Raw genomic sequence first — 14,460 nt, forward strand, 5'->3', positions numbered from 1 at the left:
GGTGTCACCACCGTCCGGAAAAAACAGGAGTTGTAAGCATGTTTACTGGTATTGTGCAGGGCACCGCCAAAGTGGTGTCCATTGATGAAAAACCTAATTTCCGTACTCATGTTGTTGAGCTGCCGGAATATATGCTTGAGGGCATTGAAACAGGCGCGTCGATTGCTCATAACGGCTGCTGCCTGACCGTTACCGAAATTAACGGCAACCAGATTAGCTTTGATTTAATGAAAGAGACGCTGCGCATCACCAACCTTGGCGAGCTGGCGGTGGGAGATACCGTCAACGTTGAGCGGGCGGCGAAGTTTAGCGATGAGATTGGCGGCCACCTGATGTCCGGGCACATCATGACCACCGCTGAAGTGGCAAAAATCGTGACCTCGGAAAATAACCGTCAAATCTGGTTTAAAATGCAGGATCCTTCATTAATGAAATACATCCTCTATAAAGGATTTATTGGAATCGATGGGATTAGCCTGACGGTGGGGGAAGTAACGCCAACGCGTTTTTGCGTGCATTTAATTCCTGAAACGCTGCAGCGCACCACGCTGGGTGCCAAAAAACTGGGGCACCGCGTGAATATTGAAATCGATCCGCAAACCCAGGCGGTGGTGGATACGGTTGAACGCGTGCTGGCAGCAAAAGAAGCGGCAATAATAAAGACCGCCGCAGAAGAAGAATAAAAAATAACCCCGGGTATCCGGGGTTATTTTTTAGCGTGCGACACGTAATCCGTGTTCAATCCCACGGCTGAATACCACCTGCCAGAGCTGAATATCCCGTGCGCGAAACGCCCCCGCGCAGGCATTCAGATAATAGCTAAACATCCGCCTGAATCGTTCAGAATAGTTGTCCGCAATTTCTGGCCAGGTCTCCTGAAAACGCGCATGCCAGGCCATCAACGTGGTGTCGTAATCCGCGCCAAAGTTATGCCAGTCTTCCATCACGAAATGGGGTTCACTGGCGTTGGCAATCTGGCGGACGGACGGTAAACAGCCATTCGGAAAGATGTATTTGTTAATCCACGGGTCAACGTTATTATCGGTTCGCTTAGAGCCGATGGTGTGCAGCAGGAAGATGCCGTCCGGTTTCAGATTTCGATCCACCACCTCAAAATAGGTAGCGTAGTTTTTCGGCCCGACGTGCTCGAACATGCCGACGGAAACGATCCGGTCAAACTGTTCGTTCAGGTCACGGTAATCCTGCAGCCGGATATCCACATCGAGGCCCTGGCAGCGCTCCCGCGCCATTTTTTGCTGTTCCGCTGAAATCGTGACGCCGACGACGCTGACGCCATAGTGCTTCGCCATAAAATACGCTAGCCCACCCCAGCCGCAGCCGATATCCAGTACGCGCATACCCGGCTGGAGCTGTAGCTTCTCGCTAATCAGACGCAGCTTGGCCTGCTGGGCCTCTTCAAGCGTCGACGCGTCTTTCCAGTAGGCGCAGGAGTATTGCATGAAAGGGTCCAGCATACGGCTGAACAGGTCGTTGCCAAGATCGTAGTGTTCTTTGCCTACGATCCACGCGCGCTTTTTACTTTGCAGATTGAACAGTCGGGCAGAGGCGACGCGCAGGGTGTCTTTGAGATTGCGAGGAAGTTGATTTTCAAGACCGGCACGCAGCACGCTGGCGAAAAAGGTGTCCAGACGTTCGCACTCCCACCAGCCGTCCATATAGCTTTCTCCCAGGCCTAACGATCCCTCTCGCAGCACGCGTTTAAAAAAGTCGGGATGTTTAACCTGAGGATCGGATGGCGATGATCCATTGATAGTGATGCCTGCTCGACCTAACAGTTCACTGACGATCCGGGACCAGTTGTCGTCCGGAACGCTGACTTCTTCTATACACGATGAACTCATAGCTTCTCCATCACCCTACTGTGATCAGAACCTTAAAACAGCGTAGACGCTTTTTTTGGTTTGTGAGAAATCTCACGGTAAATACCGCGAGGCTAATATCCGACGTAGAACAGAGGAAGGGAGATAACCCTTGCCGAAATGCCTTCCATGGTAAAACGGGAGCACTCCGGCTCCCGTTAACACTTAATATTTATCGTATTTAATCGAACCAAATTTAGTATAGGCCTCAAAATTTGGTGATTCAATAGAAAATTCTTAGCAACCTAATCACTGAAAATTAACATGATTTCTGGCGCAATCAGGCATGTGACGTTTCAACCTGAGCACTCTTTTCCTGCTCACGCTGCGCGGAGGCCTGCATGCGATAGCCCAACACCGCCAGCGCAACGGTCACCAGCATCACGCTGGTGGTGGTCAGGAGCGGCGTGGCAATCAGCGCCGATACCACCAGGCTTGCCAGGAAGCACAGCCCCAGCTGCAGGGTGTTCTGCAGCGCGGCGGCGCGGCCTGTCGCCTGCGGGAAGGGACGCAGCGCCTGGGCTACAACGATAGGGTAAATCGCCCCGTTCGCGACGGCCATCACGCAGAATGGGATCAAAATTTCGGCCAGACCGGCGCCAGGAATAAAGCCAACGGCCCAGGTCCCGATAACGCTCAGCGCATACAGCACCAGCAGCCACGGCAGCATCAGCTGACCTTCCCATTTTTGCAGCGCCGCGCGACAGCCGTACCCGCCCACCAGGAACGCGATGGTCTGCGGAACATAGCTCAGGCCGATGGCTGCCGGGCTGTAGCCCATATCGTGCAGAATAAACGGCGAGCCGGTGAGCCACGCGAAGAAGCTTGCCGAGCAGGCGGCATAGATCAGGACATTCCCGCGATACGCTTTGGCGCTGAGCAGAGACGTGAAGGTAATCGGCTTCGCGTCTGCATGCGCTTCTTTTTTATGCGCAGGCTTGAGGGCGAACGCCGGCAGCATCAGGACCAGGGTAATGGCAAACAGCGTGGCGAAAATGGCCTGCCAGTCGAAATGCGCGAGGATCCAACTGCCCAGCAGGGGAGCGAGGGCAGGTGAGAGACCCACCAGCGGCATAATGGTGGCGAAAATACGGTTTGTGCGGTTAGCCGGGTAATAGTCGGTGACCAGCGCCTGCCAGGTCACGGCCGCGGCACAGACGCCCAAGGCCTGAATAAACCGCAGCACCAGCAGCCAGGTGGCATCGCGTACCCATAACATTCCCAGGCAGCCCACCGCAAAAATGGCCAGGCCCAGCAATAGTACCGGTTTACGACCAAAGCGATCCGAGAGCGGTCCCCAGAGCAGCTGAGCGAAGGCAAAGCCGGCGAGGAATAAACTCAGGCTGGCGCTGATGGCGGCGGCAGGCGTTTGTAAATCTTCCTGCATGGCGGCAAACGCCGGCAGGTACATATCGGTGGCCAAAAAGCCCAGCACGCTCAAGCCGCCGAGCCAGACTAAAAAACCGTTCCTGGGTTGCATTATTTTATTCTCCTGAGGAGGCAGGTATACATTGGCGCTGAGTGTAGGGAGTGCAAAGCCGCTTGTGAAACGCTAATATTTGGCGGGCGCATTCAAAAATTTTGCAGGCAGAAAATGTGGTCAGATTATTCTCTTGAAGTAGTCGATGCTGTAGCGCGTAACGGCAGCTTTAGCGGTGCGGCGCAGGAGCTGCACCGCGTCCCTTCGGCAATCAGCTACACGGTGCGCCAGCTGGAGGAGTGGCTGGCGGTTCCGCTGTTTGAACGGCGGCATCGTGATGTGGAATTAACGCCCGCAGGCGTGTGGTTTTTGAAGGAAGGGCGTTCTGTTATCAAAAAAATGCAGATCACCCGCGAACAGTGTCAGCAGATCGCTAACGGCTGGCGGGGACATCTTTCCATCGCGGTGGACAACATCGTTAAGCCGGAACGCACCCGGCAGATGATCGTCGATTTCTACCGTCATTTTTCTGACGTCGAGCTGCGGGTCTCGCAGGAGGTGTTTAACGGCGTCTGGGATGCGCTGGCGGACGGCAGGGCAGAGATGGCGATTGGGGCTACGCAGGCGATCCCGGTCGGGGGGCGTTACGCCTTTCGTGATATGGGGATGCTGAGCTGGAAATGCGTGGTGGCAAGCGATCATCCGCTGGCGGCGATGGAAGGGCCGCTGAGCGATGATACGCTGCGCAACTGGCCGTCGCTGGTGCTGGAGGATACGTCTCGTTCATTGCCCAAGCGAATCACCTGGCTTCTCGACAACCAGCGGCGGGTGGTTGCCCCTGACTGGGAATCGTCGGCGACGTGCCTCAGCGCCGGACTGTGCGTCGCGATGGTGCCCGTTCATTTCGCGCGTCCGCGCATCGATACCGGAGAGTGGGTTGAGCTGACGCTGGAGAATCCGTTCCCGGACGCGGCCTGCTGCCTGACCTGGCAGCAAAATGATGTCTCGCCCGCGATGGCCTGGCTGCTTGATTATCTGGGGGACAGCGAAACGCTAAACCGGGAATGGTTACGGGAGCCAGCATAGCTGGCCCCGTAAAGGGATTAACGACGGTAGTCGCGGAACGGACCATCCGCAACGGAACGGCGTTCAATCAGGCGCGGGTGAACTTCAATGGACTGCGACTCTTCGCGTTTGTTGACGATTCTGTCCAACAGCATATTGAAGGCCGTTTCCCCCAGCGAATCTTTCGGCTGGTGAATGGTCGTCAACGCTGGCGTGAAGAAACGCGCGTTACGCACGTTGTCATACCCGATCACGGAAATATCCTGCGGTACGCGCAGGCCCAGCTCGTCGGCGGCGCAGAGCGCGCCCATGGCCATGATGTCGCCTCCGCAGAACACGGCGGTCGGACGGTGCGGCTGGGAGACGATCTGCTGCATCGCGCGGTAGCCCGATTCCGGCTCAAAGTCGCCCTGCACAATCCAGTTTTCCGGCACGTTGATCAACGCTTCTTCCATCGCTTTCATAAAACCGGCCAGACGGCCCGCGCCGGTGTTGCGCTCCAGCGGACCGGGGATCACGCCAATCTCGCGGTGACCGCGTTCGATCAAATAACGACCGGCCATATAGCCGCCCTCAAAGGCGTTATCGATAACGGAATCGGTGAAATCCGCGCGCGCTTCGCCCCAGTCCATCACCACCATAGGAATATGGCGATACTCTTCCAGCATCGACAGCACGGACTCCGGATACTCGGAACACATCACCAGCAGGCCATCAACGCGCTTTTGCGCCATCATCGACAGGTAGGCACGCTGTTTTTCAATGCTGTTCCACGCGTTGCCCAGAATCAGGGTATAGCCTTTCTGGAAGCAGTTCTTTTCGACCGCTTCAATGATCTCGGCAAAATAGGCCGCTTCACTGCTGGTCGCCAGCAATCCAATGGACTTGGTGTGATTAACCTTGAGGCTACGTGCAACCGCACTAGGCGAATAGTGCAGCTCTTTGATCGCTGCCCAGACGGCGTTGCGCGTCTCTTCCGCCACAAAGCGGGTTTTGTTAATTACATGTGATACGGTTGTGGTGGAAACGTTTGCGCGTTTTGCTACGTCTTTAATTGTTGCCATTAAATGTCACTCCAGACCATATCCTAAGCTCCTGAAAAACTTGAAGGTAAACGTTTGCCTTCTCTCACCCTTATCTCGCAATGTTGAATTGCGGCACGCCGGGAAAACGACACGGGACGTCAGGAGGGGGTCAATGGCCGGTACGCTAATAAATTTAGCGTGGAATTTTGTCCTATCTTGATGAAAAGGGGAAGAGGTAAAGTGGTTATCAGTATAAATCCAGGAAGATTTTTGACGTAATCTGTGCAAAAATGAGCAAGCTCACTTTTCGTGTGGGGATTAAAAGGAGAAAAATTGATGAGTTCCGATCTTAAGTTTTCGCTGTTCACCACCGTTGTTGTGCTGGCTCTGATTGTTGCGGCCGGTCTGACGGCTGCGCTGCACTGATTTACGCGGAGGGAGAGCCTTCTCCCTCCCGACTCCCCGGATTGTTACTTCTCTGGCAAAAATCTTTTGCCATTTTGTTAACTTCTCATTTTTTGTGATTGATGTCATGCTTTCCGCTTCTTTGTTCTGTGTCATCACATGACACGGCATCCGGAGTTGACGCATGAAAATCAATTTTCCCCTGCTGGCCCTGGCGATTGGCGCTTTTGGGATTGGCACCACTGAATTCTCCCCGATGGGGTTACTGCCTGTTATTGCCCGGGGCGTAGATGTCTCTATCCCTGCGGCAGGGATGTTAATTAGCGCCTACGCTATCGGCGTGATGGTCGGGGCGCCGCTGATGACGCTTCTGCTTTCGCACCGCGCGCGACGCAATGCGCTGATTTTCCTGATGGCGATTTTCACCCTGGGCAACGTGCTTTCGGCCATTTCGCCGGACTACACCACATTGATGCTGTCGCGCATTCTGACCAGCCTTAACCACGGCGCGTTCTTTGGGCTGGGATCGGTCGTTGCTGCCAGCGTGGTGCCAAAACACAAGCAGGCGAGCGCCGTGGCAACCATGTTCATGGGGCTAACGATTGCCAACATCGGCGGGGTGCCTGCGGCAACCTGGCTGGGGGAAGCGATCGGCTGGCGTATGTCTTTCCTGGCGACTGCCGGGCTGGGCGTGATTGCGATGGTGGCGCTGTTCTTCTCCCTGCCGAAAGGCAGCGCCGGAGAACGTCCGGAAGTGCGTAAAGAGCTGTCGGTATTGATGCGCCCGCAGGTGCTCTCCGCGCTGCTCACCACCGTGCTGGGGGCAGGGGCGATGTTTACCCTCTACACCTATATTTCACCGGTATTGCATGACATCACCCACGCAACGCCTCTCTTCGTTACCGCGATGCTGGTGCTGATTGGCGTGGGCTTCTCGATCGGCAACTATCTCGGCGGGAAATTTGCCGACCGTTCCGTGAGCGGGACGCTTAAGGGCTTCTTAACCCTGCTGATTGTCATCATGGTTGCCATTCCGTGGCTGGCACGTAATGAGTTCGGGGCCGCGATTGCGATGGTCGTCTGGGGAGCCGCCACTTTCGCCGTGGTGCCGCCGCTGCAGATGCGCGTAATGCGTGTCGCGCATGAGGCGCCGGGACTTTCATCTTCCGTGAATATCGGTGCGTTTAACCTGGGTAATGCCCTGGGCGCCGCGGCCGGTGGTGCCGTGATTTCAGGTGGTCTGGGATACAGCTTTGTGCCGGTGATGGGGGCGATTATTGCTGCGCTCGGCCTGCTGCTGGTAATGATGTCGGGTCGTAAACAGCCTGAAGCAGCCTGCGCTGCGGAATAAACCAAAAACGCAGAAGGGCGAACCCTTCTGCGTGTCTCTTACGCTGCGAAGTTCTTCGCGACAAAGTCCCAGTTAACCAGTGCCCAGAAGTGCTCCAGGTAGTTCGGGCGCGCGTTGCGGTAGTCAATGTAGTAAGCGTGTTCCCACACGTCCACGGTCATCAGCGGCTTAGCGCTGGTGGTCAGCGGGGTGCCCGCGTTAGAAGTGGACACGATAGCCAGTTTGCCATCAGCCTCTTTAACCAGCCACGTCCAGCCAGAACCGAAGTTCTTGATGGCTGCATCGGTAAATTTCGCTTTGAAATCCGCGAAGCTGCCAAATGCGGCGTTGATAGCGGTAGCCAGTTCACCGGCAGGTTCACCGCCGGCATTCGGCGCCAGGCAGTGCCAGTAGAAGGTGTGGTTCCACACCTGAGCCGCGTTGTTAAAGACGCCACCCTCTGAGCTGCGGACGATCTCTTCCAGCGTTTTGCCTTCAAAATCGGTGCCCTTGATCAGATTGTTCAGGTTAGTGACGTACGTCTGGTGATGCTTGCCGTAGTGATATTCCAGGGTTTCCGCAGAAATGTGCGGTGCCAGGGCGTCTTTTGCATACGGTAGTGCAGGTAATTCGAACGACATTGCTTCTCTCCTTATTGTATTTTGTGTTGCCAATAACCACACAGACAACATGGACAGGATAGCAAATTGAAAGGGTATGCAAAAGAGGAACTTACCCTGCCGCGGATGTGGCAGGGCAGGGGTTAGCGAATGGTTTTCGGCGTCATCACGCGACGCGCGCCGACGTAGTGGCGTACCCAGTAGTCTTCACTGAGAGAGGTGATCTGAATATCCTGGCCGCTACGTGGAGACTGGATGAATTTCCCATTGCCGACATACACGCCAACGTGGTCAGCCGTGCCGCGACCCTGGGTGCGGAAGAACACCAGATCGCCGTTTTCCAGCTCACCGCGGTCAACCGGTGAGGCATCGCGCAGGTGGTACATCTCATTGGCGGTACGAGGAATGCGGAATTTGACAAGATCTTTATAGGCGTAATAGACGAGGCCGCTGCAGTCAAACCCGGTACGCGGCGAACTGCCACCCCAGTGATAAGGTTTGCCAATCTGCCCCATCAGTTTGTTCATCGCGGTTTTTTGCGCTTTCTGTACACGCACTTTATGCACTTCCGCTATTTTCGTGACCTTCGTGCATTTCGCCTTGTGGCCTTTACGCGTGATGCATTTTTCAGTAACGAGGTTAGCGGCGGTTTGCGAAGCTTTACTTTTAGCGGAGTGGGCAGTGCGGGAAGGTTTTGTTTTCGTCTTGCTGGAAGCGGTCTGTTTTGTCTGAGCCGGTGTTTTTTTCTTGTCGTTCTTAGCGGTGATTTTTTTCTTACGTTCTGTGGCTTTCACCAGATGGTTTTTTTGTACAGCAGAATGCCGCGCCTGCTGAGAGGCGTTTGCCACTGGCGTGAAAGTGAGTGAAGTAAACAGTAAAGCACAGAGCGTGATCGAGATTTTATTTATCCGCGCCACTGGGCAGTCCCCTGATAAATGCAGGTCATCAATAATACCCGCGTGTGATTTACAAAGCCCGTCGATTCTAATCTATAAAAACCCAGAAAGTTAATAGCATTTTTCAATCTACAATCGTGTTTCGTTAGCAAGTGCAAAAAAATTCATCGTTCTGTCGCACATTTGCCCACTCCCTAAGCAAAACCCTGACCCCGCAGGGGTAATCACCATTTGCAATGCAACTTTTCGTGACTCGGGGTAGAATGTATAAACGTGACAAAAATGTTATTTTCCGATGCCAGTCTGAACCGCTACAATGTCAGACGAATGCCGTAACAGAAGTTAAAGGAAGCAAGACATGAGCACCACTATTGAAAAAATCCAGCGCCAGATCGCTGAAAACCCGATTCTGCTGTATATGAAAGGTTCTCCGAAGCTGCCAAGCTGCGGCTTCTCCGCACAAGCGGTTCAGGCGCTGTCAGCCTGTGGTGAGCGTTTTGCTTACGTTGATATCCTGCAGAATCCGGACATCCGCGCTGAGCTGCCTAAGTACGCTAACTGGCCGACTTTCCCACAGCTGTGGGTTGACGGTGAGCTGGTTGGCGGCTGCGATATCCTGATTGAAATGTATCAGCGCGGCGAACTGCAGCAGCTGATCAAAGAGACGGCGGCGAAGTACAAAACTGAAGAGCCGGACGCAGAGTAATTTTCTGCGCAAATAAAAAAGCGACCTGCTAAGGTCGCTTTTTTTTATTCTTCGCTGTCGCCCATCGGCAGCGGCCAGCCGCCCAGACGCTTCCAGCGGTTGACGATCTCACAGAACAGCTCTGCGGTGCGCTCCGTGTCGTATAACGCGGAATGCGCCTGCGTACCGTCAAAAGGTATACCCGCCGTGATGCAGGCTTTTGATAACACCGTTTGTCCCAGGGCCAGGCCGCTCAGTGCGGCGGTGTCGAAGGTCACAAAAGGATGGAAGGGGTTGCGTTTAAGCGCGGCGCGCTCGGCGGCGGCCATAGTAAAGCTGTGATCGAAGGTGGCGTTATGGGCCACCATGATGGCGCGGCTGCAGTTACTCTCTTTCATGCCTTTACGCACCATTTTGAAAATGGCGTGCAGCGCATCATATTCACTGACTGCACCACGCAGCGGGTTATGCGGATCGATACCGTTAAACGCCAGCGCTTCCGGCTGTAGGTTTGCCCCTTCGAAAGGTTCAACGTGGAAATGCAGCGTGGTGTCCGGTGTAAGCCAGCCCTGTTCATCCATCTTCAGCGTGATGGCGGCAATTTCGAGCAGCGCATCGGTTTTAGCGTTAAATCCGGCTGTTTCTACATCGATGACAACGGGATAAAAACCACGAAAACGGTCGCACAGACCGCTAAATTGAGCGTTATCGGACATCAGGGTCTCTTACAAGGGGAAAAAGCAGAGCGCATTATGGCAAATTTTGCAGGGTGATGCAGTAAAACTACGGGCGCATGTTGCGCCCTGAGGGATCAGTTGCCCAGACCGCGACCCGCGTCTTTGGCTTCAATCAGCTCGATTTTGTAACCGTCCGGGTCTTCCACGAACGCAATCACGGTGGTGCCACCTTTTACCGGGCCCGCTTCGCGCGTAACGTTACCGCCGTTGCTGCGAATGCGCTCACACGCTTCGGCCGCGTTGTCCACTTCCAGCGCGATGTGGCCGTAGGCGGTGCCCAGCTCATAGCTGTCTACGCCCCAGTTGTAGGTCAGCTCGATCACCGCTTCATCCGTTTCCGGGCCGTAACCCACAAACGCCAGCGAGTATTTGTATTCCGGGTTTTCGCTGGTGCGCAGCAGCTTCATGCCCAGGACGTTAGTGTAGAAATCAATGGAACGTTGCAGGTCGCCAACGCGCAGCATGGTGTGAAGTAGGCGCATAATTTCCTCATTAACCAATGGAATAGACTGTCTTTTTGAACAGAAACGATGTTTTAGTATAGCGGCGAAGTATCGCCGCTATCAATGAACAATGGCGAGATTACAGAGAAGGGTAGTCGGTGTAGCCTTCCGCGCCGCCGCCGTAGAAGCTTTCCGGGCGCTGCGGGTTCAGGGCCGCTTTTTTCTGCAGACGGGCAACCAGATCCGGGTTGGCGATGTAGTCGCGGCCAAACGCGACGGCATCGATCAGCCCTTTGCCGATCAAATCTTCGGCTTTCTCCGGGGTATAAGCCCCCGCACCGATGATCACCCCGTGGAAACGCTCGCGCACTTTCTGACGGAAAGCGTCCGTGTAAGGCTTACCGCCAGCCCAGTCCGGCTCGGACATGTGCAGATAGGCGATGCCGCGTTTTGCCAGCTCTTCGATCAGGTACAGGGCATCGGCTTCTTCGTTCGGACCGTTGTCGACGTTCTGGAAAGAACCGATTGGAGAGACGCGGATCCCGATACGATCCGGGCTCCACTCCTGGCATACGGCATCAACCACTTCCAGCACCAGTCGAGCGCGGTTTTCGACGCTGCCGCCGTACTGGTCGGTGCGGTGGTTAGACGACGGTGACAGGAACTGGTGCAGCAGGTAGCCATGCGCGGAGTGCAGCTCAATCAGGTCAAAACCGGCTTCACGGGCGTTGGCCACGGCCTGGCGGAAGTCGTTCACGATACCCGGGATCTCGTCCAGCTCAAGCGCGCGCGGCATAGAGGTATCCACGCGGATCGCATTGCCGTTTTCATCACGCAGGGACGTACGGGTATTTGCGCTCAGGGCCGAAGCGGAGACCGGAGCCTGGCCGCCAGGCTGAATGCTGCTGTGGGAGATACGACCGGTATGCCACAGCTGGACCGCAATGCGACCCTCTTCAGCGTGAACGCCCGCGGTGATTTTCTGCCATGCGGCGATCTGTTCCGGGCTGTGAAGACCTGGCGCACCCGCATAGCCTTTAGCCTGAGCGGAAATCTGCGTGGCTTCCGTGATGATCAGGCCAGAGCTTGCGCGCTGACGATAGTATTCACCCATCAGTGGGGTTGGGATGTCGCCCGGCTCAATGCTGCGCAGACGGGTAAGCGGAGCCATAAACACGCGGTTTGGCGCAGTGACGGCACCCACTTTCAGTGGGGTAAATAATTTTTCAGCTGACATAAAGACTCCTGAGTAGACCAGTCGACTAGTAGTTGGGTAAATAAAAACGCCTGTTAAATGCCAGGCGCAGTAATACTGTTTTTCACATGTGCCAGCGCGCTTTCCAGCGGCACGGCACTGCGCGAAATTTTTGCCTGCAGGTTAGCGCCTAGCCAGAGCGCATATAACACCTGCGCCTGGGTTAACGGTTCGCCGGAAAAGGCCAGCGTTTTTTCATCGCGGCCTTTCTCCAGCGCCTGGGCCAGCAGGGCGATAACGCCACGGGCACCTTTATCCATCGCCGTGCGCATATCTTCAGAAAGATCGCACACTTCTGCAGACAGCTTAACGGTCAGGCATCCGCTGATAATGCCCTGCTGACAGAACTGGTTCAGCGTTTCCTGATAGTAGTTCAGAACACGATCCCGGTAGTTACCTTCACCCGACGCAAAGTGGGTCGCCAGACGCTGGTGGTAGCCAGCATAATGACGCTCCAGCATCGCCACGCCGAAGGCCTCTTTGGACCGAAAGTAGTGGTAAAACGACCCCTTCGGTACCTCAGCGGTTTTTAAAAGCTCGCTCAACCCCATACCGGTGAACCCGCGATGCATGCAAAGCTGCTCGCCGGTCGCCAGTAAATGTTCGCGGGTATCGTGTTCAGTATTTCTGCTCATGGCCGCACTCTAATAGACCGTTCGGTCTAATGCAAGCAAGTTTACTGACGACATGCGCTCAGGATATCCAGCTGTTGTTGATAAACCGTTGATTTCACGTCCATCATACCCAATACGGTTGAGAATAAATTGTCCTGGGAAACCGCATTTTTTGCTGCATGGTCACGCAAACACTGTTCGTTGATGCCAAAGTTTTTCGCGTAATCCGGTGACAGCCAGAACATAAACGGAATATGCGTTTGCTGCTCCGGCGCCAGCATGTACGGTGTACCGTGCAGATAAATACCGCTTTCGCCCAGCGATTCACCGTGATCTGAGAGATAAATCAGCGCGGTGTTCATGCTCGACTGGCGCGCTTTCAGCGCATCAATGGTTTTGCTGACCATGCTGTCGGTATAGAGGATAGTGTTGTCATAGGTATTGATCAGCGCCTGATGATCGCAATCCTGAATTTCATTGGTGTCGCAGGTTGGGGTGAATTTACGGAAGTTGTCCGGGTAACGGCGATAGTATGCCGGACCGTGGCTCCCCATCAGGTGGATAACCAGCACCGTATCTTGCTTCACGCCATCCAGCACGTTGTCCAGACGGTAGAAGTTCACATCGTCAATACAGGATTTGTCTTTGCAGAACTGATCCAGCTGCCACTGCGTCATGTCGGTATGTGGCACGCGATCGCAGGCACCTTTACAGCCGCCGTCGTTGTCGCGCCACAGCAGGTTGATACCCGCATGCTTAAGCACGTCGAGCAGTCCCTCGCGATGGTGAGCCAGGTCGGCATCGTATTTGCTGCGCGTCATACCGGAGAACATGCAGGGAACGGAAACTGCGGTTTCGGTACCACACGAGGAGGCCTGCGGGAAGTTAATCACGTCCTGCTTTTTCAGCTCCGGGTTGGTTTCGCGTTCGTAACCGTTAAGGGAGTAGTTTGCCGCGCGAGAGGCTTCGCCGACGACAAGCACCAGAACGGTTTTCTTTTGTTGACCGGTAATCAGTGACCCTTTATGGGCATCTTCACCAATGCGCACCAGCGTTTGATCGCCGGCAAACCAGCGCATTTTGCTGTACTTCACCACGGCGCTGACATAGTTCGCCGGGGTGACCATTTTGACGATGCTTTTGTTATTGCGGAACAGCGATGCGTAATCTTTATAAAACAGCGCGGCAATCAGGATAATCACCAGCAGAGCGCCGAGCATCGCGGCAACGCGCGTCAGCAGCGCGTACCACCATTTTCCCGTACGAATCCGGGTCAACGCCAGCACCACGGAGGGAACGATGCCGGCTATAACAATCCACAGAATCATCTGCGGGGTCACCAGGGCGGTCGCTTCCTGAGAGTTGGTTTCGAACACGTTCACAATCATGTTCTGATCGATCACCGCGCCGTAGGTGTACATAAAGTAGGTTGCCGCGGCGCATCCGATCGTCAGTACAATCAGCAGCGGCTTGCGGATATATGGAATGTTAAGCAGGCTAAAGACAATCACCCAGCCGCAAAATAGTACCAGCGGTACGGAGGCGGCAAAGAGGAAGTCGTGCAGATGCACTGGGCCGATAATGGCCCAGCTGCGCTGGATAAACAGTCCGTTCAGCAGAGTAAAAAAGAGTGCACAGCCCAGAGTAAATTTAATGTCGTTACATTGTAACTTTTTGATTAACCACATCGATCGGTAAACCCGTTATTGTCATGATGGGCCGAGTATAGAGAGAGAAGATTAGTGAAACCTTAATGCCACAAATCTGTGATATAGGCCTTGCACGTGGTGCGATTAACGTCTTCACTGTAGGTGAGAGGAGCTTTCGGGAGGTGAGTGTGGCAGAGCAGCTGGAGTTTTTCCCCATCCAGAGCCCGTGCCGGGGTATTTGTCAGGTCGATGAACGCGGATATTGCCGCGGGTGCATGCGTACCCGCGATGAGCGTTTTAACTGGCAAAACTTTAGCGACACGCAAAAGCAGGAGGTGTTACGCCTCTGCCGACAGCGTCTTCTGCGCAAAATACGCGCAAACAAAGCGGGTGAAACCGAAGAACCCCAGCAACCTTCACTTTTTTAACACGGTAA

The 14,460-nt window shown here is 54.7% G+C and carries 16 protein-coding genes; 6 read left to right on the forward strand and 10 right to left on the reverse strand.

The features are described 5' to 3' along the window. Positions 1-38 precede the first annotated feature (38 nt). Positions 39-683: a riboflavin synthase gene (locus UTM25_RS10975; protein ID WP_023311347.1), complete on the forward strand. Its 645-nt coding sequence runs from the start codon at positions 39-41 to the stop codon at positions 681-683. Positions 684-713: 30 nt separating this feature from the next. Here the strand turns inward: UTM25_RS10975 and cfa are convergent, their stop codons facing one another. After that, a complete protein-coding gene (cfa, locus tag UTM25_RS10980; RefSeq protein WP_032638263.1) occupies positions 714-1,862 on the reverse strand; it encodes a cyclopropane fatty acyl phospholipid synthase in 1,149 nt (382 codons plus the stop codon). A 298-nt stretch (positions 1,863-2,160) separates the two neighbouring features. Continuing rightward, positions 2,161-3,360, reverse strand: a complete 1,200-nt coding sequence (gene punC / locus UTM25_RS10985) for a purine nucleoside transporter PunC (protein ID WP_194400991.1) — start codon at positions 3,358-3,360, stop codon at positions 2,161-2,163. Between the two features lie 114 nt (positions 3,361-3,474). Between punC and punR the strand changes: the two genes are divergently transcribed. Next, positions 3,475-4,386, forward strand: a complete 912-nt coding sequence (gene punR, locus UTM25_RS10990) for a DNA-binding transcriptional activator PunR (protein WP_194400989.1) — start codon at positions 3,475-3,477, stop codon at positions 4,384-4,386. 17 nt (positions 4,387-4,403) lie between these two features. Here punR and purR read toward each other — a convergent pair whose 3' ends face one another. Next, positions 4,404-5,429 (reverse strand): HTH-type transcriptional repressor PurR, encoded by a 1,026-nt coding sequence (gene purR, locus UTM25_RS10995; protein ID WP_194400987.1) that lies wholly within the window; start codon positions 5,427-5,429, stop codon positions 4,404-4,406. Between the two features lie 297 nt (positions 5,430-5,726). On the opposite strand from purR, the gene UTM25_RS11000 reads away from it, so the two are divergent. Then, positions 5,727-5,816: a YnhF family membrane protein gene (locus UTM25_RS11000; RefSeq protein WP_008500596.1), complete on the forward strand. Its 90-nt coding sequence runs from the start codon at positions 5,727-5,729 to the stop codon at positions 5,814-5,816. A 163-nt stretch (positions 5,817-5,979) separates the two neighbouring features. Continuing rightward, positions 5,980-7,146, forward strand: a complete 1,167-nt coding sequence (locus tag UTM25_RS11005; protein ID WP_194400986.1) for an MFS transporter — start codon at positions 5,980-5,982, stop codon at positions 7,144-7,146. Between the two features lie 38 nt (positions 7,147-7,184). On the opposite strand, the gene sodB is transcribed toward UTM25_RS11005, so the two are convergent. Both sodB and UTM25_RS11015 read right to left on the reverse strand, forming a co-directional pair. Next, complete coding sequence (gene sodB / locus UTM25_RS11010) at positions 7,185-7,766, reverse strand: superoxide dismutase [Fe] (RefSeq protein ID WP_023311353.1); 582 nt, start codon at positions 7,764-7,766, stop codon at positions 7,185-7,187. Positions 7,767-7,888: 122 nt separating this feature from the next. Further along, complete coding sequence (locus UTM25_RS11015) at positions 7,889-8,662, reverse strand: NlpC/P60 family protein (RefSeq protein ID WP_194400984.1); 774 nt, start codon at positions 8,660-8,662, stop codon at positions 7,889-7,891. A gap of 337 nt (positions 8,663-8,999) precedes the next feature. Here UTM25_RS11015 and grxD point away from each other — a divergent pair, with 337 nt between their 5' ends. Further along, positions 9,000-9,347 carry a monothiol glutaredoxin 4 gene (gene grxD, locus UTM25_RS11020; protein ID WP_003832760.1) on the forward strand — a complete coding sequence of 116 codons (348 nt, stop codon included), beginning with the start codon at positions 9,000-9,002 and terminating at the stop codon, positions 9,345-9,347. A gap of 44 nt (positions 9,348-9,391) precedes the next feature. Here the strand turns inward: grxD and rnt are convergent, their stop codons facing one another. From rnt to eptA, 5 genes are all read right to left on the reverse strand, one after another. Further along, positions 9,392-10,042 carry a ribonuclease T gene (rnt, locus tag UTM25_RS11025; protein ID WP_023311355.1) on the reverse strand — a complete coding sequence of 217 codons (651 nt, stop codon included), beginning with the start codon at positions 10,040-10,042 and terminating at the stop codon, positions 9,392-9,394. Between the two features lie 95 nt (positions 10,043-10,137). After that, positions 10,138-10,545: a lactoylglutathione lyase gene (gene gloA, locus UTM25_RS11030; RefSeq protein ID WP_013096923.1), complete on the reverse strand. Its 408-nt coding sequence runs from the start codon at positions 10,543-10,545 to the stop codon at positions 10,138-10,140. A 100-nt stretch (positions 10,546-10,645) separates the two neighbouring features. Next, positions 10,646-11,743 carry an alkene reductase gene (locus tag UTM25_RS11035; RefSeq protein ID WP_023311356.1) on the reverse strand — a complete coding sequence of 366 codons (1,098 nt, stop codon included), beginning with the start codon at positions 11,741-11,743 and terminating at the stop codon, positions 10,646-10,648. Positions 11,744-11,796: 53 nt separating this feature from the next. Further along, a complete protein-coding gene (locus tag UTM25_RS11040; RefSeq protein WP_047061657.1) occupies positions 11,797-12,396 on the reverse strand; it encodes a TetR/AcrR family transcriptional regulator in 600 nt (199 codons plus the stop codon). A 41-nt stretch (positions 12,397-12,437) separates the two neighbouring features. Then, on the reverse strand, positions 12,438-14,063 hold the full coding sequence (gene eptA / locus UTM25_RS11045) for a phosphoethanolamine transferase EptA (protein ID WP_194400982.1): 1,626 nt from the start codon (positions 14,061-14,063) through the stop codon (positions 12,438-12,440). A gap of 149 nt (positions 14,064-14,212) precedes the next feature. On the opposite strand from eptA, the gene UTM25_RS11050 reads away from it, so the two are divergent. Then, positions 14,213-14,452 (forward strand): DUF1289 domain-containing protein, encoded by a 240-nt coding sequence (locus tag UTM25_RS11050; RefSeq protein ID WP_008500587.1) that lies wholly within the window; start codon positions 14,213-14,215, stop codon positions 14,450-14,452. Positions 14,453-14,460 lie beyond the last annotated feature (8 nt).

It is taken from the genome of Enterobacter sp. 61D5 (assembly GCF_034107965.1).
In the GTDB taxonomy this organism is placed as follows: Bacteria; Pseudomonadota; Gammaproteobacteria; order Enterobacterales; family Enterobacteriaceae; genus Enterobacter; species Enterobacter cloacae_M.

What these genes read in the sequence shown, in the direction of transcription:
- punC (WP_194400991.1), bottom strand. Translation starts at nt 3,360, where the DNA reads ATGCAACCCAGGAACGGTTTTTTAGTCTGGCTCGGCGGCTTGAGCGTG.
- UTM25_RS10975 (WP_023311347.1), top strand. Translation starts at nt 39, where the DNA reads ATGTTTACTGGTATTGTGCAGGGCACCGCCAAAGTGGTGTCCATTGAT.
- cfa (WP_032638263.1), bottom strand. Translation starts at nt 1,862, where the DNA reads ATGAGTTCATCGTGTATAGAAGAAGTCAGCGTTCCGGACGACAACTGG.
- sodB (WP_023311353.1), bottom strand. Translation starts at nt 7,766, where the DNA reads ATGTCGTTCGAATTACCTGCACTACCGTATGCAAAAGACGCCCTGGCA.
- punR (WP_194400989.1), top strand. Translation starts at nt 3,475, where the DNA reads ATGTGGTCAGATTATTCTCTTGAAGTAGTCGATGCTGTAGCGCGTAAC.
- eptA (WP_194400982.1), bottom strand. Translation starts at nt 14,063, where the DNA reads ATGTGGTTAATCAAAAAGTTACAATGTAACGACATTAAATTTACTCTG.
- UTM25_RS11035 (WP_023311356.1), bottom strand. Translation starts at nt 11,743, where the DNA reads ATGTCAGCTGAAAAATTATTTACCCCACTGAAAGTGGGTGCCGTCACT.
- UTM25_RS11000 (WP_008500596.1), top strand. Translation starts at nt 5,727, where the DNA reads ATGAGTTCCGATCTTAAGTTTTCGCTGTTCACCACCGTTGTTGTGCTG.
- UTM25_RS11005 (WP_194400986.1), top strand. Translation starts at nt 5,980, where the DNA reads ATGAAAATCAATTTTCCCCTGCTGGCCCTGGCGATTGGCGCTTTTGGG.
- gloA (WP_013096923.1), bottom strand. Translation starts at nt 10,545, where the DNA reads ATGCGCCTACTTCACACCATGCTGCGCGTTGGCGACCTGCAACGTTCC.
- rnt (WP_023311355.1), bottom strand. Translation starts at nt 10,042, where the DNA reads ATGTCCGATAACGCTCAATTTAGCGGTCTGTGCGACCGTTTTCGTGGT.
- grxD (WP_003832760.1), top strand. Translation starts at nt 9,000, where the DNA reads ATGAGCACCACTATTGAAAAAATCCAGCGCCAGATCGCTGAAAACCCG.
- purR (WP_194400987.1), bottom strand. Translation starts at nt 5,429, where the DNA reads ATGGCAACAATTAAAGACGTAGCAAAACGCGCAAACGTTTCCACCACA.
- UTM25_RS11040 (WP_047061657.1), bottom strand. Translation starts at nt 12,396, where the DNA reads ATGAGCAGAAATACTGAACACGATACCCGCGAACATTTACTGGCGACC.